This is a genomic window from Pseudoclavibacter sp. RFBA6 (assembly GCF_002931575.1).
Classification (GTDB): Bacteria; Actinomycetota; Actinomycetes; order Actinomycetales; family Microbacteriaceae; genus Pseudoclavibacter; species Pseudoclavibacter terrae.
The window spans coordinates 157,690-180,790 of record NZ_PSUA01000012.1 but is presented as its reverse complement, the minus strand read 5'-3'; the positions used below and the strand labels follow the sequence as shown (position 1 = coordinate 180,790).

At 68.4% G+C, this 23,101-nt stretch carries 25 protein-coding genes; 12 read left to right on the top strand and 13 right to left on the bottom strand.

The genetic code is table 11. The annotated features are described in order from the left end of the window. The first annotated feature begins 109 nt into the window (after positions 1 to 109). The gene (locus C5C17_RS10770) at positions 110 to 1,111 is read left to right on the top strand and encodes a helix-turn-helix domain-containing protein (protein WP_146079143.1); all 1,002 of its coding nucleotides are present in this window, start codon (positions 110 to 112) and stop codon (positions 1,109 to 1,111) included. A gap of 130 nt (positions 1,112 to 1,241) precedes the next feature. Here the strand turns inward: C5C17_RS10770 and C5C17_RS10765 are convergent, their stop codons facing one another. Then, entirely contained in the window at positions 1,242 to 1,595 is a 354-nt protein-coding gene (locus tag C5C17_RS10765; protein WP_104253380.1) for a hypothetical protein, read from the bottom strand. 436 nt (positions 1,596 to 2,031) lie between these two features. Here C5C17_RS10765 and C5C17_RS10760 point away from each other — a divergent pair, with 436 nt between their 5' ends. From C5C17_RS10760 to C5C17_RS10745, 4 genes are all read left to right on the top strand, one after another. Beyond that, on the top strand, positions 2,032 to 2,352 hold the full coding sequence (locus C5C17_RS10760) for a helix-turn-helix domain-containing protein (RefSeq protein WP_258066167.1): 321 nt from the start codon (positions 2,032 to 2,034) through the stop codon (positions 2,350 to 2,352). Between the two features lie 358 nt (positions 2,353 to 2,710). After that, on the top strand, positions 2,711 to 3,241 hold the full coding sequence (locus C5C17_RS10755) for a hypothetical protein (RefSeq protein ID WP_146079142.1): 531 nt from the start codon (positions 2,711 to 2,713) through the stop codon (positions 3,239 to 3,241). Between the two features lie 329 nt (positions 3,242 to 3,570). Then, positions 3,571 to 5,115 carry an LPXTG cell wall anchor domain-containing protein gene (locus C5C17_RS10750; RefSeq protein WP_104253377.1) on the top strand — a complete coding sequence of 515 codons (1,545 nt, stop codon included), beginning with the start codon at positions 3,571 to 3,573 and terminating at the stop codon, positions 5,113 to 5,115. 291 nt (positions 5,116 to 5,406) lie between these two features. Next, a complete protein-coding gene (locus C5C17_RS10745) occupies positions 5,407 to 5,946 on the top strand; it encodes a hypothetical protein (RefSeq protein ID WP_104253376.1) in 540 nt (179 codons plus the stop codon). 106 nt (positions 5,947 to 6,052) lie between these two features. Here the strand turns inward: C5C17_RS10745 and C5C17_RS10740 are convergent, their stop codons facing one another. The 7 genes from C5C17_RS10740 to C5C17_RS10710 all read right to left on the bottom strand — a co-directional run bounded on the left by C5C17_RS10740 (position 6,053) and on the right by C5C17_RS10710 (position 10,605). After that, complete coding sequence (locus C5C17_RS10740) at positions 6,053 to 6,562, bottom strand: DUF1990 family protein (RefSeq protein WP_104253375.1); 510 nt, start codon at positions 6,560 to 6,562, stop codon at positions 6,053 to 6,055. Next, on the bottom strand, positions 6,559 to 6,900 hold the full coding sequence (locus C5C17_RS10735; protein ID WP_104253374.1) for a hypothetical protein: 342 nt from the start codon (positions 6,898 to 6,900) through the stop codon (positions 6,559 to 6,561). Before C5C17_RS10735 ends, C5C17_RS10740 begins: the two co-directional genes overlap by 4 nt. A 4-nt stretch (positions 6,901 to 6,904) precedes the next feature. Continuing rightward, positions 6,905 to 7,930, bottom strand: coding sequence for a hypothetical protein (locus C5C17_RS18600; RefSeq protein WP_181028554.1), 1,026 nt, complete (start codon positions 7,928 to 7,930; stop codon positions 6,905 to 6,907). Between the two features lie 101 nt (positions 7,931 to 8,031). Then, positions 8,032 to 9,009: a zinc-binding dehydrogenase gene (locus tag C5C17_RS10725; protein ID WP_104253373.1), complete on the bottom strand. Its 978-nt coding sequence runs from the start codon at positions 9,007 to 9,009 to the stop codon at positions 8,032 to 8,034. 2 nt (positions 9,010 to 9,011) lie between these two features. Beyond that, positions 9,012 to 9,434: an organic hydroperoxide resistance protein gene (locus tag C5C17_RS10720; protein ID WP_104253372.1), complete on the bottom strand. Its 423-nt coding sequence runs from the start codon at positions 9,432 to 9,434 to the stop codon at positions 9,012 to 9,014. Between the two features lie 2 nt (positions 9,435 to 9,436). Further along, on the bottom strand, positions 9,437 to 9,895 hold the full coding sequence (locus C5C17_RS10715) for a MarR family winged helix-turn-helix transcriptional regulator (protein WP_181028553.1): 459 nt from the start codon (positions 9,893 to 9,895) through the stop codon (positions 9,437 to 9,439). A 47-nt stretch (positions 9,896 to 9,942) separates the two neighbouring features. After that, positions 9,943 to 10,605 carry a hypothetical protein gene (locus C5C17_RS10710; protein WP_104253371.1) on the bottom strand — a complete coding sequence of 221 codons (663 nt, stop codon included), beginning with the start codon at positions 10,603 to 10,605 and terminating at the stop codon, positions 9,943 to 9,945. 115 nt (positions 10,606 to 10,720) lie between these two features. Here C5C17_RS10710 and C5C17_RS18370 point away from each other — a divergent pair, with 115 nt between their 5' ends. Then, entirely contained in the window at positions 10,721 to 11,170 is a 450-nt protein-coding gene (locus tag C5C17_RS18370; RefSeq protein ID WP_146079141.1) for a hypothetical protein, read from the top strand. 65 nt (positions 11,171 to 11,235) lie between these two features. On the opposite strand, the gene C5C17_RS10700 is transcribed toward C5C17_RS18370, so the two are convergent. Beyond that, complete coding sequence (locus tag C5C17_RS10700; RefSeq protein WP_104253369.1) at positions 11,236 to 11,877, bottom strand: Pr6Pr family membrane protein; 642 nt, start codon at positions 11,875 to 11,877, stop codon at positions 11,236 to 11,238. Between the two features lie 64 nt (positions 11,878 to 11,941). On the opposite strand from C5C17_RS10700, the gene C5C17_RS10695 reads away from it, so the two are divergent. After that, a complete protein-coding gene (locus C5C17_RS10695) occupies positions 11,942 to 12,967 on the top strand; it encodes a sensor histidine kinase (RefSeq protein ID WP_104253368.1) in 1,026 nt (341 codons plus the stop codon). Positions 12,968 to 13,003: 36 nt separating this feature from the next. Here C5C17_RS10695 and C5C17_RS10690 read toward each other — a convergent pair whose 3' ends face one another. The 4 genes from C5C17_RS10690 to C5C17_RS10675 all read right to left on the bottom strand — a co-directional run bounded on the left by C5C17_RS10690 (position 13,004) and on the right by C5C17_RS10675 (position 17,519). Then, complete coding sequence (locus tag C5C17_RS10690; protein WP_104253367.1) at positions 13,004 to 13,897, bottom strand: SDR family oxidoreductase; 894 nt, start codon at positions 13,895 to 13,897, stop codon at positions 13,004 to 13,006. A 72-nt stretch (positions 13,898 to 13,969) separates the two neighbouring features. Next, positions 13,970 to 14,770: an SDR family NAD(P)-dependent oxidoreductase gene (locus C5C17_RS10685; protein WP_104253366.1), complete on the bottom strand. Its 801-nt coding sequence runs from the start codon at positions 14,768 to 14,770 to the stop codon at positions 13,970 to 13,972. Between the two features lie 63 nt (positions 14,771 to 14,833). Then, on the bottom strand, positions 14,834 to 15,724 hold the full coding sequence (locus tag C5C17_RS10680) for an SMP-30/gluconolactonase/LRE family protein (protein WP_104253365.1): 891 nt from the start codon (positions 15,722 to 15,724) through the stop codon (positions 14,834 to 14,836). Further along, on the bottom strand, positions 15,714 to 17,519 hold the full coding sequence (locus C5C17_RS10675) for a glycoside hydrolase family 15 protein (RefSeq protein WP_104253364.1): 1,806 nt from the start codon (positions 17,517 to 17,519) through the stop codon (positions 15,714 to 15,716). The genes C5C17_RS10680 and C5C17_RS10675 overlap by 11 nt, the downstream gene beginning before the upstream one ends. 208 nt (positions 17,520 to 17,727) lie before the next feature. On the opposite strand from C5C17_RS10675, the gene C5C17_RS10670 reads away from it, so the two are divergent. The 5 genes from C5C17_RS10670 to C5C17_RS10650 are packed head-to-tail and all read left to right on the top strand — an operon-like array spanning position 17,728 to position 23,081. Further along, complete coding sequence (locus C5C17_RS10670) at positions 17,728 to 18,798, top strand: acyl-CoA/acyl-ACP dehydrogenase (RefSeq protein ID WP_104253363.1); 1,071 nt, start codon at positions 17,728 to 17,730, stop codon at positions 18,796 to 18,798. After that, a complete protein-coding gene (locus C5C17_RS10665) occupies positions 18,795 to 20,309 on the top strand; it encodes a bifunctional PIG-L family deacetylase/class I SAM-dependent methyltransferase (RefSeq protein ID WP_104253362.1) in 1,515 nt (504 codons plus the stop codon). The genes C5C17_RS10670 and C5C17_RS10665 overlap by 4 nt, the downstream gene beginning before the upstream one ends. After that, a complete protein-coding gene (locus tag C5C17_RS10660; protein ID WP_181028552.1) occupies positions 20,306 to 21,136 on the top strand; it encodes a glycosyltransferase family 2 protein in 831 nt (276 codons plus the stop codon). The genes C5C17_RS10665 and C5C17_RS10660 overlap by 4 nt, the downstream gene beginning before the upstream one ends. Then, entirely contained in the window at positions 21,133 to 21,657 is a 525-nt protein-coding gene (locus C5C17_RS10655) for a hypothetical protein (protein ID WP_104253360.1), read from the top strand. The genes C5C17_RS10660 and C5C17_RS10655 overlap by 4 nt, the downstream gene beginning before the upstream one ends. After that, entirely contained in the window at positions 21,654 to 23,081 is a 1,428-nt protein-coding gene (locus tag C5C17_RS10650) for an NAD(P)/FAD-dependent oxidoreductase (RefSeq protein WP_104253359.1), read from the top strand. Before C5C17_RS10655 ends, C5C17_RS10650 begins: the two co-directional genes overlap by 4 nt. Positions 23,082 to 23,101 lie beyond the last annotated feature (20 nt).

The window sequence follows — 23,101 nt, the reverse complement described above, 5'->3', positions numbered from 1 at the left end:
CATCGAGGGTACTCAGTACTCTCGACGCCGACTCGCCCCGCCCGCGGTCGGAGGCCGGTCCGCGCCTGGCTCATATTTGTGCAACTCTTCGATTGAGGAGCCGCGAACATTGCCCGCCAAGCGGGGGCGCGAGCCTGCTCAGGTGTTGAGGTGTCGCCGTGCGCGGGATTCGATTGTGCGAGGAGGGTCAATGGAGCAGAACGCGAACGTCAAGTACGACGAAGACCGAGGTTGGGGCTCGTTCCCGGGCTATCAGGCACACTCCTTCCGGCACAAAGGACCACTGCCTCCCTCCATCGACACGGTGCTCAGAGCGGGCGTTGACCTGTTCGCTCCGACCGGATCCGTCACAACGGAGGTGACCATCCTCCGCTTCGACCAGTACGTTGTCGCGCATTGGAGGTGCTCGCCTGTCGACTTGATTTGGAAGCGTGAGCGTTCCTGGTCCCACGGGCGTGGGTTGGCCGTCTTCCTCGAGCGTGGATCGCTGCTGATCACCTCCGGAGACCGCAGCATTGAGCTTGAGGCGAAGCAGCTGGCGATCGTGCCGCCCGGCACCGAGCGCGTCGTCATGCACGCGGATCGGGGATTCGAAGTCACGCTCTTCTCGTTCGACGTGAGCGAAGTGGACTCCACGCGCTTGAGCTGGCACCACTCCGCTGGCGGCATCGTGCGGCAGAGTGTTCTCGGCCTTCTGGAAGCTGCCGCGAAGAGACCACAACCATCGAATCCGCAGTCATCGAGTTCTCTACGCGCCCTCCTCAGGACCGCAGCCACTGCCTTGGTCGTCGAGTCGAGAGACTTTTCCAACCAGGAAGACACAGACACATTCGCTCTCGTTCACCTGATCGTCGAGAACCGGTTCCATGACCCGAGCTTCTCCGTCGACGGAATCGCACGTGAGGCCGGTCTCTCTCGCAGGGCCCTCGAGCGTCGACTGCGCGGTTCCGGGGCGACTCCTGGCCGAATGCTTCGTACCCGACGCGTGCAGAAGGCGCTGGAGTTGAAGCGCGAGATGCCTGGTCTGCCCTTGAGCGAAGTCGCACTGCGCAGCGGTTTCGCAAGCCCCGTCACCATGAGGCGCGCCATCGCGGCCGAGACCGCCGACTAGGAGACGAACCAGGACGCCACACCATGACAGGGCGTTGACGCCAGCTGTCTCCTCCGCACGCAGTTGTCACGATGACCGTCAGAATGCGTCGGGCCTTGGCGCCGACGCCAGTCCTTCCACGTCCCGTCGTCTAGAGAACGGCACTCACAACGACTCGCCAGTGTGCGACTCGAGGTACGCGGCGGCATGCTTCCACTTCGTCGATGAAGAGCGTCGCCTGGCCGACCTCGCGGCTGAGGCCGCTCTCGGCGTGCATGTCCGTGACGTACTCGTTCATGCGGCCGCGCCGCGGGGAGACCGGGAAGATGGACGACGCCCGCGCGTGCTGGGCGACGACGAGTGAGATCCCGTCGTCGACGGGGGAAGGGTCGTTCGTGACGATTTTGGCGGCGACCTCGAGGACGAGACCTGACTGCTCGTCGAGACCGGTGGTCTCCAGGTCGATGCAGGCGAGGAGGGACGGGTGCGGATCGTGAGTGCTCATGCCCGTCTATGCGGGGGAGGCCGTAGAACGGGTTGGCAGGTCTTGGCAAGGCACTGAAAATCGCAGGCCGGTGACAGGCCGGTGGAGGTTGGCCGGTGGTGGCCACGCGTCCCGAGCTGCTTCCACGTTTACACCGTGGATGTCGTCGGTTCGATCCCGGCAGGGCCCACCACTCTGTAGTCCTGGTCAGAGCGCGTTGGCGCTGAGGTTGTCGGTCCCAGGCTCTCGATCAGGCGGTCAAATTCCGGTGAGATTCCGGTCGCCTTGTGTTCGACCCTCGGTCTTGCAACGATGGTGCTCACCGCGCCGCCGAGGCCTCCATAAGACCCGTGCGGTCGCGGAGGTTCTGTGCGTCTGGTGAACCGCTTGGCCTGGATTCGTGGCAATGAAGCTGTCCATTCGAGACCTTAATGGATACAGGTGTTGCCATACCCGTGTGGCGGAACCCGATCCTGCGCGACCACAGCGCCGCAGTCGCGAAGAGCGCGCGCTTGCCGCGCTCGGAGATTCCCTGCGTCGCTGGCGGAAGCTGCGCGGCATCACCGCCGAGCAGGTCGCGGAGCGCGCGCGCACCACACGGGTCACCCTCCGCAAGATCGAGAGCGGCGGCAGCGTCTCCAGTGAGATTCTCATGCGCGTCATCGTGGTTCTTGGTATCGAGCAAGGCATCCTCGACGCTGCCGAACCCCTCAACTCAGATGTCGGCCGCCTCCGCGCGGACGAGCTCCTCGGCGAACGAATGAGACCCCGACGATGAACGTCGACGTCTTCGCCACGCTCGCCGACGGCAGGGAAGTGCTTGCCGGCATCGCGCAATCCACGGCCTATCCGCACCGGCGCGCTGCCGTTCACCACGACCCCCGCAGACGGAAACCCCCGCCGAACAGCCTTCAGACGCGTGAGGTGCGAGTGCGGGGTTCCGCATCCTCGCGACCCGCTGATGTGACCCCGGCGAAGCCTGCTGTCTCTTCCGAACCCGATAGTCACGATGGCGGATCGTTCACCGCGATCGCCCTCCATACGGCCACACGTGTACCCGGGAGGCGTCCAGGATCGATTGGGAGCGTGGTCGCGTCACCCGTGCACGGAGAACAGGCGAACGAAGCGAGGTACAGATGACCGCAAACCCCAACTCAGAGCTAGCAGCACCTCCCGAATTGGACGCCGTGATCGGGCGCGGGTGGATCGTGGAAGTACGCCGCTACATCCTCTGGATCCTCGCGATCGCCCTGTTCCACACCATCGCGAGCGGTGGTTCGCGCAGCTACTGCGCGGGTGGTGTGACCGGGGCTGGGGACTCTCTCGACGCGAATGGGGAGATCACGGACCAGGTCCCCAACTGCCTCGCGATGACGCTGCAGCCCAGTCCGTTCGCATACCTGGCGCTGGCGCTCGGATGCGTGAGCATCCTCACCGTGCTCATTCGGCGGGGAACGATCCTCGCAGACGCTCGAGGCCAGTTCACTCGTTCAGCGATCCTATTCACAATCGTGATCGTGCTCTGGACCGGAGTGTCGCTCTCCTCCCTCTTCACGTTCCCGATCGAGCTCTATGACGGTGGCCTCGCTCGTCCTGACGGATTCATCTTCGGCAATGTCGAAGTCGACATCTCTCCTATGCAGGTCCAGTTGCCGAACCCGAGCTGACCGGCGGCGTTCGGCGGTGCGTATCCGCAACCTGCGGACGCAGCAAAGATGCCCACCCCGCCTCGCCAGCCGGCCACAGGAAGACCGCGCTCGCCGCATTCCGTGCCGTCATGGATCGCCATCGTGGGCCCGCGTCCACTCAGCAACTGTTCACACGCCTTAAACGTGAACAATCCCCGTCGTCGTGTTGAACAACATAGGGTCGATTGATACCCGAGTGTTCGCAACGGCGATCTTGATCCCTGAGTGCGACCCGCGGTGTACCCATCCCTCTGCCGACGGCGCCGGAGCACCATGAGTCCGACGCCCCACACCTAGGACACGAGACCATGACACGCGTCACCAGACGACTCCTCGCCGCACTCGGCGCCGGGGCGATCCTCGCCACCGTTCTCGCGTCGCCGGCGCAGGCGGCACCCGACCCCCGCCTCGAGAGCACCGAACTGGACGCGGAGGAACTGCGTCTCAGCGCCACGCTCCCCGGCGAGACCGTTCCCTTCTCCACTCAGATGATCGCCTCCACCGGGCTTGAGGCCGCGCTCGACAACTTCTCCGCCACGCTCGCCGGGACCGCACCCGACAACGCCGACACGCTCATCGTGGAGACGGGTCGTGAGATCTGGGACATCGCGGTCCAGAACGCTCAAGACGTCGGAGCAGCCACCCGTTATGAGGACCGCGGCCTCTACTGGGCGCGGCTCGCGATGCGCGCCGAGGTCAAGGACTGGGCCGTCTCCGCCGCCGTTTCGCCTGAGCAGCTCACGGACCTGCTGCACAGCCTGGAGGAGGCGACTCGCGGCCTGCTCGAGCTCGGCTTCGACGAGGACCCTGGCGTCACCAAGGTGATGATCAGCGGATTCGACCCGTTCCAGCTTCCCGCCCTGCTCGAGCGCTCGAACCCCTCCGGTGCCGTTGCCCTCTCCCTCTCCGGCCGTGTCATCGAGACGGCTTCCGGTCCGGTGCAGATCCAGGCCGTCGTGCTGCCCGTGACGTGGTCGCGGTTCGACGGCGGAATCGTCGAGGACGCCTACGGTCCGCAGTTCCTTGCGGGTGCCGCGTCACCCCAGATGGCGATGACGATCAGCCAGGGCCGCACCGGCTACGACATCGAGCGCTGGGCGAGCAGCTGGCGCGGCGGCGGCGTCGACAACCTCGACGAGCGTGCTCTCGAAGAGGCACCGGATGCGGCGGCGTGGCCGCAGACCGTCGACGGTGCGCAGTTCATCGAGACGACGCTGCCGTTCGAAGAGATGGTTGCCGCAGAGACGGGCCCGTTCCCGGTGCAGCTCAACAACGCCTTCTGCTACTCCTTCAGCGAAGCTCGGGATGACGAGGCGCAGTGTGTCGGCACGAACGACCCGACGGCGCCGCCCGAGGGATCCTTCGCAGTGAGCGGTGGGGGCGGCGACTACCTCTCGAACGAGAGCATGTACCGCGCGAACCGTCTCCGCGTCGGCCTGGACCGTCAGGACGTCGCCGGCGGCCACCTGCACGTTCCCGTGCTCGACTACGCCAACCTCGCCGCCAACCGGGCGACGAACGTCGAGCAGACGCAGCAGCTCATCCTGGCGGCCGCCGCAGCGCTGCCGACACCCGCAAGCCCGGAGCCCACGCCTACGGCAACTCCGTCGACAACACCGACCGTCGCGCCCGAGCCGACGCAGGAACCGGAACCCACCGTTGCGCCTGAACCGTCGACGACTCCGAGCCCCGTCGAGACTGCGACGCCCGCGCCAGCGGCTCCCGTCGACGGTGAATCGAGCGAGTCACTCGCCACGACAGGGAGCACAGGGCTGCCGTTCCTGACGATCGCCGCGGTCGCGATCGCTGGGCTCGGCGGGCTTGTCCTGCTGCTGCGTCGCCGACACAGCTAGCGCTGGCGTGACGGGGGAGGCCGCGGGTCTGTCTTCCCCGGCACAACCACCACGATCTCCTCGGCCAGCCGAACGTCCCGACTCCGAGAGCCTCGACGTCCGGCCGGCCGGGGAGGACCCCACCCGGTGCGGATGAGTCGTGACGATCGCCCTGTGTGCGGGTCGGTCCGCCCCCTCGCCCGCGCACCGTCGACGAAGCCAGTACGGGCAACGGGCTGCCAGATCCCGCTCTCCCGTCTTCGCTAGGCTCGCACCCAACAACAGCAGGGCTCGACCGTCGTGGAGGCGATCATGCCGAACCGAGCACATCGCGCCGAGGAGGATTCGCTCGAGGCCTTCCTCGCCGACTACACGCCCGACGAAGCGACGTTCTCGCTGTCCACCGGCGACACGCCGCTGCTGCGGGTGATGTTGAATCCAGATCTCGCGGCCCGCCTGCGCATCGCCGAGCGGCTGCTCGACGATGGCGCTGACGCATCCGTCACGCTCTCGTCCGGTCTCAACGCCCTGCACCTCCTGTTCTCGAACCGCGAGCACGACCTCGACGGTGAGGCTGCGCTTGTCGCGCGGCTCGTCGCGGGCGGGGCGGATGCGAACGCGGTCTCGAAGCGGCAGGGTCCGCCGCTGCTCGCCATGATCGACTCGGGCATGGGGTCGCTGCCCGGCGTCGGCGTCGTCATCGATGCGATCACCGAGTCGACGACGATCGACCTCGAGGTCCTCGTCAACCGCAGAGGAAGACCTCGGAAGACGCTGCGCGAGGAGATCGCGACCACCGACTGGCGCGTTCCCGAGGTGAGGGCGCGACTGGGGGTCCCGCAACAGGCCTGACGACCATCGACGAAGCCCAGGGCCGCTCCACACGTGTGCGTCACCGACGTCGGACCTGCTGCTCCGCGACAGGATGAGAGTCTGCGACCTCCCGAGGGGGCTCCCGTCAGGTCCCTCGTTCCGCGTCCACGGCCAACGCCGCCAGGTACCGGCGCGTCATCCGCGTCTGAACGGAGCGTGCGAGTGGGCCGCCGAGGCGCGTGAACCAGCGCCCCGGCCTGGAGAAGGCGACGATGCTGAAGACCACCTCGCCGGAGTCGGCGAGCACGAGCTGGAAGCGTTCTTCGCCTCGCTCCGGATGCCCCGGCAGGGTTCCGTAGGCGAACCCGCACGTGGTGGGCGTGCGTTCCGACCACACGACGAGGCACGGGATTCTGAACCTGAGTGGGCCGACGCGCATCCGCATGACGACGAGCGAGCCCTCACGGAGCGGAACGTCGGACAGGTCGACGGAGGCGCCGGCGCGGCTCTGCGCGCGGCCCGCGAGCAGGTCGTCTGCTGCTCGCTCGAACGCCTCCCGCCCGTGACCGATCACGAGCGACTCGCGCACGTGATGGTAGCCGTCAGGCAGTTCCCCTGCCGTCGCCCCGACCTCCGTATAGGTGAGCTTCGTCATACGCTGCTGGCGAGGACGCACTCGTCGCTCCCTGCGCTGACCGCCACCGAGAAGGACCGGTTGCGGCCGCTCGTGAACCGGGACGCCATCGAGACCTCAGCGCCAGCATCCCGGAACGCGCTCATGGACTCCGCGAGCGAAAGGGCGCCGGAGCCACCGGTCTGCGGGCGGAGGTCGGCGGCGTCGAAACGCAGCGTCGACTCGGCTGACCAGTCGCGTTCGGCGCCGCACCAGCGATAGCGGGTCTCGCCGAAGCCGAAGCCGAGGCCGAGGCCGAGGCCGTGGCGAGCGAGCCCGAGCATCAAGCGTGATCGACCTGCGGTGGAGATGGTCGCCATCGGGTCAGTACCTGTCCTGGCCATCGACCGCTTCGTGCGAGACGACGGCGGCGATCTGCAGGCCCTCTTCCGCGCTGGTGAACAGGGCCACGACGATGTCGTCGGTGACCGGCCAGAGGTCGACGTGCTGGATCCAGGTCACCTCCATCTTGTTCGCGGCCCACGAGCCGGCCGCGGGTGCCTCGGCTCGAGGGGGTCCCCACCGCGTCGCGAAGGCGGCACGCACATCGCTCATGAGCCGCGCAAGCGTCGCGACGTCGGCTGAGTTTCCGGGTTCCTTCGTCTCGATCACCAGAAGCTCGTGCCCCCACGCGGCCGTGGTCCGCCGAAAGCCCCTGAGTCGCCCGAACTGGATTCCCTCGATGCGCGCTTCCTCGAACAGGTCAAGGCACGCCGCGATCACCTCGCTGGTGTTCACCTCTGGGGCGACGAACGGAGTGGCGGCGCGGAAAGGCTCAGGTTCCTCGTTCTTGACCTCAGCAACCCACGCGTCGAAGGGGTCCGGCTCGTGAGTCTCCCAGCGCGCGTGCGCGTCGACACCGAACTCGGTCTCGACCCACGCCCTGAACGGGGCGAGCGCTGCAACGGACTCCTCATCCTCCTCCGACGGTTCCTCCGCCAGCGCGTAGTCGTTCAGCTCCAGGTAGCCGACTGCGAGCAGTCGAAGGAAGTCGACGGCATCGTCGGCAAGAGAGAGTCGCTCGCCTTCGGAGCCGAGCATGACGAAGCGGATCGTGTCCGACGGATCCAGCCACAGCGCGGCGAAGCTGCCGGTCCCGTCTGTCTGCCCGAGCGGGAAGAGGCGGTCGTGGCCGGGTTCGCCCGGCTCGAACCAGCCGGTTAGCGACTCGGTGGGGGAGAAGACGATGCCGAGCTGTGCGGTCCCGGCATACGGGGTGAGGAAGTAGCCGTGTTTGTTCTCGAAGCCCCAGCCCCGTTTCTCCATCCACGTCCACGCGCGCTCGAGCGGCTCTGGGATGGTCATGCCGGCGGGGAGCTTCGGCGCCAGGAGGTCTGCGAGATGTGACATGCGTTCAGGATGGCCGCCGAGCTTGAGCAGATCCAGGGAGCGCCGTGCAGAACGCCCCGTCCTGTAAGGACGGGGCGTTCGAGAAGCTGATGCTCGAGCTGCTACGGGCGGAGCAGGACCTTGCCGACTCGGCCGGAGGCGAGGCTCGCCTCGACCGCGTCCGTGATCTGCTCGAAGGGGAACACGTCGGCCACGGGGAGTGTCAGCTGGCCCGAGCCGAGGTGCTGGAGCAGCTCGCCGAAGAGGCGCTGCTTGAGGCCGGCGTCGATGGACTGGCTGACCTTGCTGCCCCAGAAACCACGGACGGTCGCCTGCTTGAAGATGACGTCGCCAGACGACAGCTCGAGCGTGGGTGAGGCCATCGCGCCGAACACGACGAGCTCGCCGTTCTCCGCGAGGAGCGACAGCACCTCCCCGGCCGACTTGCCGCCGACGGATTCGATGCCGACCTTGATGGGCGCGCCCCCGGTGATCGCCTCGACCTCATCGCGCCAGCCATCGACGTTCGTCGCGACGATGCGCTCGATGCCCTGCTCGCGAAGCTCGTCGACGCCCTCGGACCGACGCACGAGGCCGACCACGTTGATGCCGCGGGCCGCTGCGATCTGGGCGACCATGCGGCCGACCGCGCCGTTCGCCGCGTTCTGCACAAGCCAGTCGCCGGATTCGAGGCCAAGGGACTCGAGCAGGCTGATGGCGCTGAACGGCATCGCGACGAGCTGCGCGGCCGATTCGTCCGGCACGCTGTCCGGGACGGGGATGAGGCCAGCGGCGGGGGTGGTCACGTACTCAGCCCAGGCGCCGAAGGATCCGCCGGTCGCGACCCGCTGGCCGACGCTCAGGCCATCGACGCCGGAGCCGAGTGCATCCACGACTCCGACCGCCTCCGTGCCGGCCCGTGCGGGCAGCTCGGGCTTGAAACCGTAGGTGCCGCGCACGGTCCAGAGGTCGTGGTTGTGGATGGGGGAGAGCAGGATGCGCAGGCGCACCTCGCCGGGGCCGGGCTGGGGGAGTTCCTGCTCTTCGACCGTCAGGACGTCCTGCGGCTCGCCGAAGGTGGGGTGGGTTATCGTTCGCATGTTCAGTCCTCCGAGACCGTGATGGTGACGTCGATGTTGCCGCGGGTGGCGTTCGAGTAGGGGCAGACCTGGTGCGCCGCGTCCGCGAGCGCCTGGGCCTCGTCGTGTCCGAGGTTGGGGATGACGACCTCGAGCAGGACGGCGAGCTGGAACCCGCCCTCGCCGTTCGGCCCGATCTGCACGCGACCGCCGACGCTCGAGTCGCCGAGGTCGAGCTTCTTGCCTCGCGCGACGGCGTTCAGGGCGGAGTGGAAGCAGGCGGCGTAGCCGGCGGCGAACAGCTGCTCGGGGTTCGAGCCGGCACCCGACCCGCCCATCTCCTTGGGTACGGCCATCGTGAGGTCGACGGTGCCGTCGCTCGAGACGACGCGACCGTCTCGGCCCTGGCCGGTCGAGAGAGCTTCCGCGGTGTAGAGCACGTCCACAGCTAGTCCTTCTTTCCTTGTGCGTCCGCCTGAGCGGCGGTGGCTTGCATGGTCTCCGTCAGGTGCTGGAGGGTGCGCAGCAGCGCGGCGCCTGATTCCTCGCTCCCGAGACCGGTCCCCGCGGCGATGCGGGATGGGATGTGCGAGAGCTCGGAGCGGAGTGCGACGCCTCGCTCGGTCAGGTCGACGTCGACGACCCGCTCGTCACCCGAGCGGCGCTCGCGCGAGATCAGGCCGGCTTCGGCCATGCGCTTGAGCAGTGGCGACAGCGTGCCCGAGTCGAGCTGGAGCACCTCGCCGAGCGTCTTCACCGACTGCTGGCCGTCATTCCAGAGCACGACGAGCACGAGGTACTGCGGGTACGTGAGGCCGAGCGGCTCCAGGAGCTTGCGGTAGGCCTGCGATGTCGCCCTGCTCGCCGCGTACAGCGAGAAGCAGATCATGTCGTCGGTAACGGGCATGCGTCAAGCATTGCACACAATTCAATTGTGCACAACCAAAGTGTCGATCAGTCATCGCCGTCGAACAGCCCACCGTCGAGCACCCAGTTGTACCGGAGGCGCAGCGCGCGTTCGGTGCTCGCCACCAGGCTCGCGACGACGAGGGAGATGTTGAGCCAAGACGGCAGATGGATCGGCGAGGAGAAGGTGCCGAACCGATCCGAGATCGGCGGGATGCTCGTCAGCTGCTCTGCGATCTGCGGCACGCCGAGCACGAGCGCGACGACGAGGATGCTCACAGACGCGATGCCGATGAAGCGACTCAGCCCGGGCCGGTCCCGCTGCAGTCGCGCTCTGCGCCCCTCCGCGGAGCCAGGGTCGGGCGCGAGCTGCTGCTCGCGTCCCTCCGCCGAGACGAAGTGGCAGCGTTTGAGCCCGTAGCCGCTGGTGACGACCTCGATCGTGCCTCCTGGGGCCTGGAACACGGCGGGGAGCTTCGACTGCGCCACATGGCGCCCATCCCGGTAGAGGCCCGCCACGACCTCGCCGTCGGAGTCTCCCCAGAGCTTCACGTCCACCGACCAGAGGTGCTGCACGCCGTCGCCTTCGACGAGCCGGAGGTGGAACAGGGCACGTGAGAAGGGCTGCCACCACCGATACCGCCTGAGCTCGTGGCCATCGCCGGCCGTCACCCTCCGGGCGGCCCGTTTGCGCTTCCAGTCCGAGAACATCGCGGTCACGGTAGCAACCGGCCCTGCATGGCTCCCGGACACCGTGACCGGAATGTAGCCGTTCGGGCCCTTGCGGCCGGATAGATTGAAGTCTTCCCGACCCGGAGGATCGCCCGTGACTCGCCCGTCGCCCAAGAAGCGCTCCCGCGCCGGAAGAGACAGCGCCAAGCGCGCGCCGACGACTGCTGGTCCAGGCCGGAAGCGGGTCGCGCCCCGTTCGGGTTCCGCGACCTCGAGGCCACGCCCGCCTCGACGTGCGAGCACGCCGCCGGCCAGGGGCGGCCGCACCAGCGCGAGCAGATCGGCGCGGTCAGCCGTCGCGAGGCGAGCGCCCGTCTGGTGGATGCAGGCGAAGCCCGTCACCTCCTCGCTGCGCTACCCGCGGCTCGCCGCGCTCGCATTCCTGCTCGCGGTCACGCTCGTGACGCTCGCTGCGACCTTCGGCATTCTCTGGCTCTTCGTGCCGGACGTCGCTTCGCGCACCGTCGAGCGGGCTGTCGAGCTGGCCTTCGGCCTTGCCGAGGACGTGCGGTCCGCCGTCTTGTGGCTCAGATCGGCGATATAGCGCCGCCGGCGATCGGCCGGACTGCCGCGCCTCGCGCTCGCTCGGGAGGACCGCGGTGCCCGCACTCAGCCGCGCACGTACCCGCGGAAGCGGCTCGCCCACCAGACGAGCACGGCCGCCACAAGAAGAGCACCGAGCAGGCCCGCGACGTGCAGGAACAGGGAAGCCGGCCCGTGCTCCGGCAGCAGGAACCCGTATGGCACCCAGCCGTCCGTCGCCCCTCGGAGCAGCACCACGAGCATCCAGAGCAGCGGGTAGGGGAGCACGACCCAGAGCCGATTCCAGGGGAGTCGAGGACGGTCGCCGACGAGCAGCCAGTCGAGCACGATGTAGGCCGGGAATACGACGTGCAGGATGGCGCTCACCCACGGAGGCGCAGAACCGGTCCCAGGCACGAGCGTGTTGTAGATGACGCCCACGATGATCATGCAGCTCGTTGCGACGCCGCGGAGAACCGCGAGCCATGCGGGAGCGTCGCGCCCGAGCATGGCGAGCACTCCCGCAGCGATGAGGAGTCCGCTCGCGATGAGGCTCGTCTGATTCGTGAAGTAGCCGAAGAAATCAAACGGATTGCTGTCGCCGACACCGATGCGGCCGACGTAGGTGGAGGCGAGCATCGAGATGACGGCGAGACCGACGCCGATCCGCATCACGCCCACGACTCGCCGTGCCGTCGTGGACGCCTGGTGCTCCGCCGTGCCCGTCATCTGCGTCAGCCTAGGGCCGCGAGGCTGGCACGGGACTGCGACCCGCGCTCGTAGGATCTGTTGCGTGACCGACGAATTCCCCCTTCGCGAACGCTCTGCCACCGACGCCGACGTGGCGGAGCCCGACCTCGCCGACGCCATCGACGAGGTCCTCGAGGCCGCGATGACGTTGCTCTCGGAACGCGGCGATGCGGCGGTCGAAGATGGAGACCTCGATCCCGTCTTCCGCGCCCACGTCGTGGAGATCCTCACCGAGGCTTGGACCAGGCTCGCTGGACTCCGCGATTTCGGGTACCTGCAAGCCCCCGCATCGCTGGACCTCGGCCTCATGCAGGCGACGGCCGACGTGCTGCTCGCCCAGGGCCTGCACCCTGCCCAGCCTCTCGTATCAGCGAACGTCCTCTTCGAGGTCGCCCTTCCCGCCTTCGCTTCCCGGATGCCCGTGCCGACGGTGACGGTTGCCCAGGTACTGCACTCGAGCGTGTTCGGCAGGTTCGTCCCGGGTGCGCTCGCCTACGCCGAGACGCTCCGTGGGCAGCTCTCCGGAGTTGAGCGCGTCGCAGAGCTCCGCCTCGCTCGGCAGCTTCGGGAGTCGATCCTGCCCGAGCTGGCCGGTGACCGTCCCGCTCGAGCAGCGGCACTCGTCGACGCGCTGAGCTGGGACCTCGAGCACCCGGTACCGCAGGACTTCCCGGATTCGCTGCTCGAGTACGCGGGCCACGAGCTGCCGGTCCTGGCGCCCGTGCAGGTCACGGAGATCGGCACCAGGGGGCGAGTCGCCGCGCCTGCAGCGGAGGAACTGCATGCCATCGCGGTCGAGGCGATCAGGAACGCGAGGCGTCACGCGGGGGCGAGTCGGATCGACGTCGTGCTGATCTGGCGGCCCTCGACGCTGGTCCTCACGGTCACGGACGACGGGCACGGTGCCCCCGCGCCCTTGGAAGAGCTCGGGGCGCGAACCCACGGCATCGCCTCCATGCGGCGGCGGGCGGCGCTTATCCATACGCGCATCCGCTTCGAGACGGACGAGACGGGCACGACCGTGACGCTCACGTGCCCGACGGATGCAAGCGAGGACGCCCGCGCCTGAGGCGCGGGCGTCCGACGTCGACGAATCAGTCGAGCGCTACGGCGTGGGCATGCCGCCGTTCACGTTCAGCGTCTCTCCGAGCACGTAGCTCGACTCGGGTGATGCCAGGAAGACATACGCGGGCGCGAGCTCTGCTGGCTGCCCCATGCGCCCGAGCGGCGTGTCCTCGCCGAACTGCTCGACCTTCTCCGGCGGCTGGCCGTCCGTGACCTGGAGGGGCGTCCAGATCGGGCCGGGCGCGACCGCGTTGACGCGGATGCCCTTCGGCGCGAGCTGCTGCGCGAGCCCCTTCGTGAACGCGTTGATCGTCGCCTTCGTCGATGCGTAGTCGACGAGGATCGGAGCTGGCGAGTACGCCTGGATCGAAGTGGTGTTGATGATCGTCGACCCCGGCGGCAGGTGCGGGATCGCGGCCTTCGAGATCTCGAACATCGCGTAGACGTTGACCTTGAACGTCTCGTCGAACTGCTCGCTCGTGAGCGTCGTCAGGTCCTCGTTGTAGATCTGCTTGCCAGCGTTGTTGACGAGGATGTCGAGTCCGCCGAGCTTCGCGACGGCAGCATCCGCGAGGCCCTTCACGTACTTCTCGTCGGTCAGGTCACCCGGCAGCTGCACGACGTTGACGCCGGCGTCCTGCGCGATTGCCGTGATGCGGTCCGCATCCTCCTGCTCGTCGGGCAGGTAGGCGAGAGCGACGTCGGCGCCTTCGCGTGCGAATGCGATGACCGTTGCAGCCCCGATGCCGGAGTCGCCACCTGTGACGAGGGCGCGGCGCCCCTTGAGTCGGCCGGACCCCTCGTAGGTGCTCTCACCGAGGTCAGCGGTGTCGCGGAGCTTCGCGTCGAGGCCCGGTTCCGTCTGGTCGTCGCTGTTCGGCTCGATCTCGCTGTAGAGCTTGGTCGGGTCGGTGAAGGTGTACTGATTTGCCATGTTCGACTCCTGTTCGTTCGTTTGATCGTTCGTGCGGTGGGGGAAAGAAGGTCTGCGTGAAGTGGACGACGCTCAGATGGTGGCGACCGAGCCGGCGTCAACCCGGTAGTTCGAGCCGTTCACGAAGGAGGCTCGGTCCGAGCAGAGGAAAGTGATGACGGAGGCGACCTCATGCGCCTCGCCGCGGCGGCCGAGCTCCATGTACGGGCGCTCCTCGTCGAGGAACGACTCGATGGCCTCGTCGAAGCTGGTGCCGAGCTCGTTCGAGCGCTTCTCCATCATCGCGTCGGTCATGGGCGTCGAGATGAAGGCTGGGGAGACGGCGTTCACCAGGAGCCCCTCGGAGGCGTAGCTGCGGGACAGGCCCTTCGAGAGCGCGAGGATGCCCGCCTTGGCCGCGCAGTAGGGCAGCTCGTCGTCGTACGGCTGGACCGCATCCTCGGAAGCGAGGAAGACGATGCGCCCCCAGCCACCCTTGCGGAGCGATGGGAGGAACTGGCGGACGAGGCGGACCGGCCCCAGCAGGTCGATCTCGACGGTCTTGGTCCAGCCCTCGTCGTCGATCTCGTGGAAGAGTCCCTGCGCGCCGGTGATGCCGGCCGACTGGACGAGGATGTCGATGTCTCCGACGTGCTCCTGCACGAAGCCGTGGAGTTCCGCGAGATCGTCGAGCTTGGTGATGTCGGCGGCGTGCGAGTAGAGGCGCCCCTCTGGCGCGTCCAGTTTCGCCGCGGCCTCCGCCAGCGACTCCCCGTCTCGGTCGCTCAGGACGACGGTCGCCCCTTCTTCGAGGAGCTGCTTTGCCGTCTCCCAGCCGATGCCCGAGTCGCCGCCTGTGATGAGTGCCTTCTTGCCGGTGATGCCGAGATCCATGTCTGTCTCTTTCGTGTCGATCGTTCGGTGATGGTGTGCTGGCGGCCAGAGGACTGGCCGGGGTCAGCGAGACTGGCTTGTGGCTCCGAAGGCGTGGGCCGCTCGGCCGCGCCCGGTGTCTTCGAACGCGAAGATCGAACCGCTGAGCGGTGCGTCGGTGAGGCCCTCCTCCGTCAGGTTCTCGCGCGCCGTGCCGACGAAGAGCGTCGACAGGTCTTCGCCGCCGAATGCGACGGAGGTCACGTTCGGGGCGGGAACGCTCAGATCCCCGAGTGGGTGCCCGTCCGAGCTCCAGTGCGCAACGCACCCGGCCCCGTAGATGCCGTTCCAGAACGATCCGTCGACCGCGCGCGCCAGACCATCCGAGTTCCGACCGCGGATGAACGGCTCGAGCTCGCCGAGGTCCTCGGGGCCGGGGCCGTACGCCGCGCGGTAGATGGTCTGCGTGGAGGTGTCGGTCACGTAGACGGTGTCGCCGGAGTCGCTCCACTCGAGGCCGTTGGTCGTGTGGAACCCGCCGAGCAGCATCCGCACCGTGCCGTCGGCATCGAACGTGTAGAGCGCGCCATCCGGGTCCGTCGACGTGGTGTTCATGGAGCCGACGACGAATCGTCCGAACGGGTCGACCTTGCCTTCGTTGAAGCGGATGCCACCGTGCGAGTGCTCGACAGAGGCGAGGGTCTTCGTCAGGCGCCCGTCGGCGTCGAGCTCGACGATGCGGTCTCGGAGCGAGGCGACGAACCCGTCACCCTGTGCTGGCTGGATCGCGCTGACCGGCGCGGGAAGCTCGACGACGCGGTCGTCGCTGCCGTCGCGTGCCCCGTCGAGTCGACCTCGATGGAAGGTCCCTGCGGTGATGTCCACCCAGGCCAGCTCGTCGGTGCGCGCATCCCACCAGATGCTCTCGACGAGCACGGAGCGCAGCTCGCGGAAGATGCTCGGTTCACTGGTCATCGTGGGCCTCCTTCGGTGCCAGGTCCTTGATCATGAGGGCGGCGTTGATGAGCGCCAGGTGGCTGAGCCCCTGGGGGAGGTTGCCCCAGAACGCCCCGTCGCCTGCGGCGACCATCTCGGCGAGGAGACCGACATCGTTGGTCTGCGTCACGAGCGCTCCCATTGCCGCGACCGCCTCGTCGTGCCTGCCGACGCAAGCGAGTGCGGAGACGCGCCAGAATGCGCAGGCCACGAACGTGTGCTCCTCGTCGGCGACACCGGAGTAGCGGTAGAGCAGGTGGCCAGCACCGAGTTCCCTCGTCAGCGCGTCAATCGTCGATGACATGCGCTGGCCACGGTCGAACCCGCTCGGCGCGTGCAGCAGGACGGAGGCGTCCAGGCGGTCCGACCCCGGGTGCATGACGTAGCTCGCGAGGTCCTCGGACCAGCAGTGCGCGTCGGTCCAGTCGTGAATACGGTCGCGTTCCGCTCGCCAGCGAGCGACGTCGCCGTTGATGTGCGCGTCATCCGCCAGCGCGATCGCGTCGGTCAGCGCCTGCCAGCACCCCATCTTCGAGGACGTGTAATGCTGCTCGTCCTCGAGCTCCCACATCCCCGCGTCGCGGCTCCGCCACTCGTCGCACACCTTGTCGGCGACCTTGGCGAGCAGGCGCGCTGTCTCGACGTCCAGCAAGTTGCCGTCGTCGACGTAGGTGCGGCTGATGGCGATGAGGTCGCCGTAGATGCCCAGCTGGAGTTGACCCTGCGCGGGGTTGCCGGTGACGACAGGGCCGATGCCGCGCCAGCCAGGTACGTCGTACTCGACGACACCGGCGCAGGTCGAACCGCCGAGGGAGTACATCACGAGGACGTCCGGCCCCAGTTCGCGGATGGTCCGGAGCAGCCAGGAGATCGCCGCGTGCGTCTCCTCCCGGAGTCCGAACCAGGTCAGGGAGTGAGCCGTGTAGGCGAGGTCGCGGATCCAGGCGAAGCGGTAGTCCCAGTTCTTGCCGCCAGCCGGGTTCTCGGGCAGGGAGGTCGTGGCGGCCGCGGCGATGGCGCCCGTCGGGCTGTGGATGAGGAGCTTCAGGGCGAGAGCGCTGCGCTGGACCTGCTCGGACCACGGACCCTCGTAGGAGAACTCGTCCGACCAGGTCAGCCAGCTGTCGATGGTCCGGTCGATGCCCTCATCGACCTTCGCGGGATCCGGCACACGGAGCGGTTCACCCTCCGTCGCTGTCAGGACGAGGAGGTGCCGTGAGCCCGCGGTGGTGGCGAAATGGCCGTGGAGTTCGGCGGGGTCAGCGCTGGTCGGGTCGGAGGAGGCCGGACCGTGGTCCGAGCCGACGACGGCCATCGACAGCTGACCGCAGCGGATGATGGTGTGCTCGCCGACCCGGTCGAGCCACGGGGATCTGGTCCCGAGCATGGTTCCGGGCGAGATCCGCCAGGTGAACTCGACGGCCCCCTCGAGCCCGTCCACGCGGCGCGCGAACTCGGCCCAGGGGAGGCGTCCGGCGACACCCGTGACCATGGCGTCCGTGACACGTGCGACGCCGCTGGCGGTTGTGAAGGTCGTCTCCAGCACGTTCGTCTTCTCGACGTAGCTGCGTGAGGACTCGTAGGCTTCGCGAGGGACGAGCTCGACGGATCCGCCGGTCTCCTCGTCGAGGATGCGTGCGAAGACGGGGACGGAGTCGAGGTTCGGGAGGGGCAGCCAGTCGACCCGACCGTTCGGGGCGACGAGGGCGACGGTGCGGCCGTCGCCGAGGGCGGCATAGTCGCGGAGGGGGAGTCCGGGGGGAGTCTTCGTCATGAGGCTGACGACGCTACGGGACGTCGCGGCCGACTCCGTGGGAATTTCCTCCGCGTGCCTGGGCGTCTGTCGGTCCTCGTGAGCGCGCGCGGTTAGTGGGTTGCTGGACCGGTGTCAACCCTCCCGGTGACTCACGGTCGACGTGCGTAGCGTGCCACGTTCGGGCCATGTGTCGGCTCCGCGCGATGGACTTCGGGAAGGAGAGCACGTGTCTGAGAGCTTCCAGGGCCTCGATGTCGAACCTGGATTCTGGGGTGGTTCGTCCGCGCTCCTGGCGGTGGCTGGCTCGTGCAATGGGGATGCGGCGCCGCTCATCGACGCCTTGCGCGCTTCGCCCCCGCCGCCCGTTCCCGGCGACGGCAGGACGCGGTCGCTGTTCGGCTTGCTCGCCAGCTTCGGGGCGCTCGATCTGACCGCCGCCCGAGCCATCGAGCCGCATTTCGATGCCGCGGCCATCATGGCCCAGTCCGGTTCTGCCGTCGACCCCGGGACCAGCTGGGGTGTCTTCGCCTCGGCGTCGCCTGTCGAGGTCCATTGGGAACAGGAGTCGGCGGAGAGCGTCGACAGCACGCCGCGTCGCGCGACCCTCTCAGGTACGAAGCGGTGGTGCTCGCTTGCCGCGAGCCTCGACCGCGCGCTCGTGACGGCGTCGGACGAGCATGGCGAGTGGATGTTCGTGCTCGACCTCGACCAGGACGCCGTCATTCCTCATGAAGGGGGCGCGCCCCTCACCGGCCTCAGGGGTGTGCCGAGCGGGGCGGTGGAACTCGATGCCGCGTCGGCGTGGACCATCGGCGGCGGCGCTGGCTGGTACACCTCGCGTCCGGGTTTCGCCTGGGGTGGCATCGGTGTGGCCGCTGTCTGGTTCGGTGCCGCGGTAGCGCTCGGTCGGGCGCTCCAGAGCTCGGCGCGGTCTCGTGAGCCGGACCAGCTTGGGTACGCCTGGCTGGGGGAAGCTGACCGCCTGCTGCACGGCATCCGCGTGCAGCTGGAGGACGCCGCCGACCGCATCGACGATGGGACGGCGGACTGGGGGCTGGCGCAGCGGGTGCGCGGGAACACGGCGAGCGGATGCACACGGCTCCTCGCGCTCTGCGGGGAGGCGCTCGGACCGGCGCCCCTCGCCTTCCACCCCGTCCACGCCAGGCGCGTCGCGGACCTAACCATGTACCTCCGGCAGCACCACGGCGCGCGCGATGACGCGGCCCGCGGGCGGTCTCTCTCCGAACTTCTGTTCGCAGAACGCGACGGGACATCTTCCGGGGGAGGAGCCTCGTGATCGGCGCCGCGCAGCCATCGTTCACGCACCTGCAGTGGGGTACTCCCGAGGCCGCCTGGCTGGAGGCCGGCGTCACCAGTCTGCCGCAGCTCGACGCTGAGCTGTTCCCGCAGGAGGGCGCAGCGGAGACGTTGCTGCTGGTCGGCGCGGCGCATCCCGACGACGAGTCCCTCGGCGCCGCAGGGCTCGTCGTCTCCGCACTCGCCGTGGGCGCCGACGTGAGCGTGCTGTTGTGCACCAGGGGCGAGGCATCCCATCCGGAGTCGCCGAGCGTCTGCAATGAGAGGCTTGGCGAACTCAGACGCGCTGAGTTCGGGGCAGCTCTTCGCGAGCTGCACGAGGGCGCGGCGATGATCGCCCGCCTGGCGGGACGGTCAGTCGGTCGACTCGATCTCGCCGAACTCAGACTGCCCGATGGGCAGCTGTCGGGCGCCGTGGACGAGATCGCAGCGGCCGCAGGATCGACGCTGCGCCACGCCTCGCAGCAACGGCTGATCGTCGCTGCCCCCTACCGGCGCGACGGGCACGCCGACCACGACGCCGTCGGTGAGGCGCTGGCCCGGGCCGCACTGGACGCCGATGCGGTGCTGCTGGAGTTCCCGATCTGGTTCTGGCACTGGGCTGACCCGGAGACGGATGCGGAGTGGCGCCACTGGCGGAGCCTCCCGCTCGCCCCGGAGACCGCTCAGGCGAAAGACCGCGCTATCCTCGCCCACGCGTCACAGGTGCGTCCCCTCTCCGACGCGGCAGGGGACGAGCCGGTGCTGAGTCAAGCGCACCTGCAGCACTTCCGGCGTGACCTCGAGGTCTTCCGGGTGACGGCTCCCGCCACCCGAGACTCCGGTTCCGCGCGCTTGGCCTTCGACGAAGTCCACGTCGATGCCGACGACCCGTGGGAGCTCCGTTCGAGCTGGTACGAGCTGCGCAAGCTCGACCTGCTGCTCGCGATGCTGCCGGCCGATCGCTACGAGCAGGGCCTCGAGATCGGCTGCTCGATCGGGGAGAGCACGGCGAAGCTCGCGGGCCGGTGCTCCCGACTCCTGGCCGCGGATGCGAGCCCTGAGGCGTTGAAGCTCGCCGGGGAGAGACTCACGGGCACCGAACACGTCGATCTGGTCCTCGCGACCCTCCCACGTGACTGGGCCGCGCTCGACGTGGCGGATGGGCAGCTGGACCTCGTGGTGCTCTCCGAGACGGGCTACTACCTCGCCGAGGACGAACTGTGCGAGCTCATCGCGAGATCGCGGCGGGCGCTGGCCCCAGCGGGAGTGCTCGTGCTGTGCCATTGGCGTGGTCCCATCGTCGGCTGGCCGCTCGACGGAGATCGCGTGCACTCGCTGACCGCCCGTCTCGGCATGCGCCGCCTGGCCTCCTACTCGCAGGAGGAGACGCTGATCGACATCTACGAGAACGGGGACGACGCTGGGAATTCCTGCTTCGCCAGCCCGTCCATGACTGCGACGGCGGCTTGGGATGTCGACAGCGACCTACCCCAGGAACAGCAGTCGTGAGCTCCACGTCGCGACCACGAGGCGTCCGCGAGGAAGCCCGCATCCGCGACGTGCGCATCGTCGTCCCGGCACGCGACGAAGAGCGCACACTCGAGACCTGTCTCGCTGCGCTCACCACAGCGATGGACGCCCTCGGCAGGGCTCAGCGAGACTTCCAGGTGCGGGCTCAGGTTGTTCTGGTCCTCGACTCCTGCAGCGACTCGAGTCTCGAAATCGCGAAGCGCGCCGCGAACCGCGATCCCCGCATCCACCTGATCGAACGCGCCCACGGTTCCGTGGGCCGCGCGAGACGCGACGGTGTCCGTACCGCACTCACCCTGTCGACAGCCCACTCGGGAGACACCCCACTCGAACTCCACACTGTCTGGATCGCCTCGACGGATGCGGACTCGGTCGTCCCGAGGGACTGGCTGGTCGGGCAGCTCGAGTTCGCCGACGACGGAGCCGACCTGCTGCTCGGCACGGTGCTCCTCGCGCACAGTGGCGACTCTCGGAACACGGAGCTCGAGACCAGATGGCTCGAGGAGTACGTCCTCGAAGAGGGGCACCCGCACATCCACGCCGCGAACCTCGGCGTCCGAGCCTCCACCTACCTGCAGGCCGGCGAGTACCCCCCACTGCGCGAGCACGAGGACGTCGAGCTCGCCTCGGCGGTCTCGCGCCTCGGCGGCGTCGTCCGCTCGAGCGCCAGGCATCCGGTCGTGACCTCTGCACGCACGACCGGACGCACCCCAGGAGGGTTCGCGGCATTCCTCAGCCGTCTTTGCGGTGAGGAACAGACACCACGAGAGAATCAAGACACGACGATCGTCAGGAGCATCCGATGACATCACCACGAGGATTCGACCACGAGGTCTACGCGGGCTACCTCAACGCGCACCTCCTTGCCTCCGAGGCTGGCCTCAAAGCCTTCAAGTCCGCCACTGCCACCTGGGCGGGCACGCCCCACGAGAAGACCATGCGCGTACTCGTGGCACACATCGCCGCAGACCGGCGCGACCTCAAGACGCTGATCGAAGGGCTCGGCTACCAGGAGTCCTTCCTCAAGCTGTGGCTCACCAACGGCGCACGTCTCGCGGGTACCTTCAACCCCGTGAACCTCCTCCGCCTGCGCCGTCGACCGAGCACCCAGCTCGAACTGGACATGCTCACCGGCATGGTCCGCGCCAAGCTGTCCATGTGGGAGGCGCTCATCGCGATGCAGCCCAGAGACCCGCGACTTGTGCGCTCCGGACTCGAAGAGCTCCTGGCGCGTTCGCAGGCGCAGATCGACCTCCTCCAGAGCATCAGCCAAGACTCCGTGGAGGAGCGCTTCCTCGAGCAGGACAAGGCGGACTCCAGGCCATGAATCGCCGCGCGATCGTCGTCGGCGCGGGTCCGAACGGTCTCACCGCAGCGGCACTGCTCGCCAAGCGCGGTGTCGACGTCACCATCTACGAGCGCGATGCGAGCGTCGGCGGTGCTGCGAGGTCTGCCGAGCTCTTCGGGGAGGGCTACCTCAGCGATCTCGGCGCGGCAGCTCACCCCTTCGGCATCGCGAGCCCCATCTTCCGTGAGCTCGATCTCGAAGGGAACGGCCTCACGTGGGTGCAGCCGGACATCCCCATGGCCCATCCGCTGCCCGGTGGCAGGGCCGCGATGCTGCACCGCGACATCGAGCAGACCGTGCACGAGCTCGGCGTCGACGGGCCTGCCTGGCGACTCCTGCACGAGCACTTCTCGCACCGTCCCTTCGGGACCGTAGAGAACGCCATGGGCCCACTGCTGCGGATCCCCCCGCATCCGGTCGACATGGCCCGCCTCGGACTGCTGGGCGCGCTGCCCGCCGCGACGCTCGCCGGTCTGCTCTTCAAGAGCGGAGCCGCCAAGGCGCTTTTCGCCGGGTCGTCGGCGCATCCGACCCTGCCGCTGACTCGGCCTCTCACGGCGGCGTTCGGAATCGCCTTCGGGGCCCTCGCGCACAGTACCGGCTGGCCCGTCGCGCGCGGCGGATCTGCGAGCATCACGGACGCACTTGCCCGAGTCCTGCTCGCCCACGGCGGCCGCATCGAGACCAGTGCCGAGGTCACGGATCTTCGAGACCTCCCAGAGGCCGACGCGGTGCTGCTCGATCTCACTCCGAAGCAGATCCTGAGCGTGGCCCCCGGACAGCTGGAGGGGCGCTACGCAGCTCATCTCGCCAACTGGAAGTACGGCGTCGGCGTGCACAAGATCGACTACCTCCTCGATGGCGCTGTGCCGTGGGCGGATCCGCGCGTCGCGAGTGCAGGCACCGTCCACGTCGGTGGGCGGATGGAGGAGATCGTCGCTGCCGAGCGGGCGGTCAATCGCGGACGCATGCCCGACCGCCCATTCGTGATGGTGACGCAGCAGTCGAACGCCGATCCGAGCCGAACTCGCGACGGCAAGCAGGTCCTGTGGGCCTACGCCCATGTGCCGAACGGAGGCGCACAAGGCGCGCGGGCCGCCCTCGAGGCGCAGATCGAGCGCTTCGCACCTGGATTCGCCGACGTCATCCTCGAGCGCCGCGAGTGGTCGCCGACCGCCCTCGAGGCGTGGAACCCGAACCTCGTGGGTGGCGATATCGGGGGAGGGACGCTCGCTGGCACGCAGCAGCTCTTCCGGCCGGCGCCGTCCCTGCACCCGTACCGGGCCGGACGCAGAGGACTCTACGTCTGCTCCTCGTCCACCCCGCCTGGGGGAGGAGTGCACGGGATGCCGGGGATGCACGCCGCGCGGGCCGTCCTGCGCGATTGGTCGCGCGGCCGGTGACCGTGGGCTCCGAGCGCTAC

Bases quoted from the DNA above. Each gene is read 5' to 3' on its own strand.
- C5C17_RS10765 (WP_104253380.1), bottom strand. From the start codon at position 1,595: ATGAGCACTCACGATCCGCACCCGTCCCTCCTCGCCTGCATCGACCTG.
- C5C17_RS10755 (WP_146079142.1), top strand. From the start codon at position 2,711: ATGACCGCAAACCCCAACTCAGAGCTAGCAGCACCTCCCGAATTGGAC.
- C5C17_RS10750 (WP_104253377.1), top strand. From the start codon at position 3,571: ATGACACGCGTCACCAGACGACTCCTCGCCGCACTCGGCGCCGGGGCG.
- C5C17_RS10745 (WP_104253376.1), top strand. From the start codon at position 5,407: ATGCCGAACCGAGCACATCGCGCCGAGGAGGATTCGCTCGAGGCCTTC.
- C5C17_RS10740 (WP_104253375.1), bottom strand. From the start codon at position 6,562: ATGACGAAGCTCACCTATACGGAGGTCGGGGCGACGGCAGGGGAACTG.
- C5C17_RS10735 (WP_104253374.1), bottom strand. From the start codon at position 6,900: ATGGCGACCATCTCCACCGCAGGTCGATCACGCTTGATGCTCGGGCTC.
- C5C17_RS18600 (WP_181028554.1), bottom strand. From the start codon at position 7,930: ATGTCACATCTCGCAGACCTCCTGGCGCCGAAGCTCCCCGCCGGCATG.
- C5C17_RS10725 (WP_104253373.1), bottom strand. From the start codon at position 9,009: ATGCGAACGATAACCCACCCCACCTTCGGCGAGCCGCAGGACGTCCTG.
- C5C17_RS10715 (WP_181028553.1), bottom strand. From the start codon at position 9,895: ATGCCCGTTACCGACGACATGATCTGCTTCTCGCTGTACGCGGCGAGC.
- C5C17_RS10710 (WP_104253371.1), bottom strand. From the start codon at position 10,605: ATGTTCTCGGACTGGAAGCGCAAACGGGCCGCCCGGAGGGTGACGGCC.
- C5C17_RS10700 (WP_104253369.1), bottom strand. From the start codon at position 11,877: ATGACGGGCACGGCGGAGCACCAGGCGTCCACGACGGCACGGCGAGTC.
- C5C17_RS10690 (WP_104253367.1), bottom strand. From the start codon at position 13,897: ATGGCAAATCAGTACACCTTCACCGACCCGACCAAGCTCTACAGCGAG.
- C5C17_RS10685 (WP_104253366.1), bottom strand. From the start codon at position 14,770: ATGGATCTCGGCATCACCGGCAAGAAGGCACTCATCACAGGCGGCGAC.
- C5C17_RS10680 (WP_104253365.1), bottom strand. From the start codon at position 15,724: ATGACCAGTGAACCGAGCATCTTCCGCGAGCTGCGCTCCGTGCTCGTC.
- C5C17_RS10675 (WP_104253364.1), bottom strand. From the start codon at position 17,519: ATGACGAAGACTCCCCCCGGACTCCCCCTCCGCGACTATGCCGCCCTC.
- C5C17_RS10655 (WP_104253360.1), top strand. From the start codon at position 21,133: ATGACATCACCACGAGGATTCGACCACGAGGTCTACGCGGGCTACCTC.
- C5C17_RS10650 (WP_104253359.1), top strand. From the start codon at position 21,654: ATGAATCGCCGCGCGATCGTCGTCGGCGCGGGTCCGAACGGTCTCACC.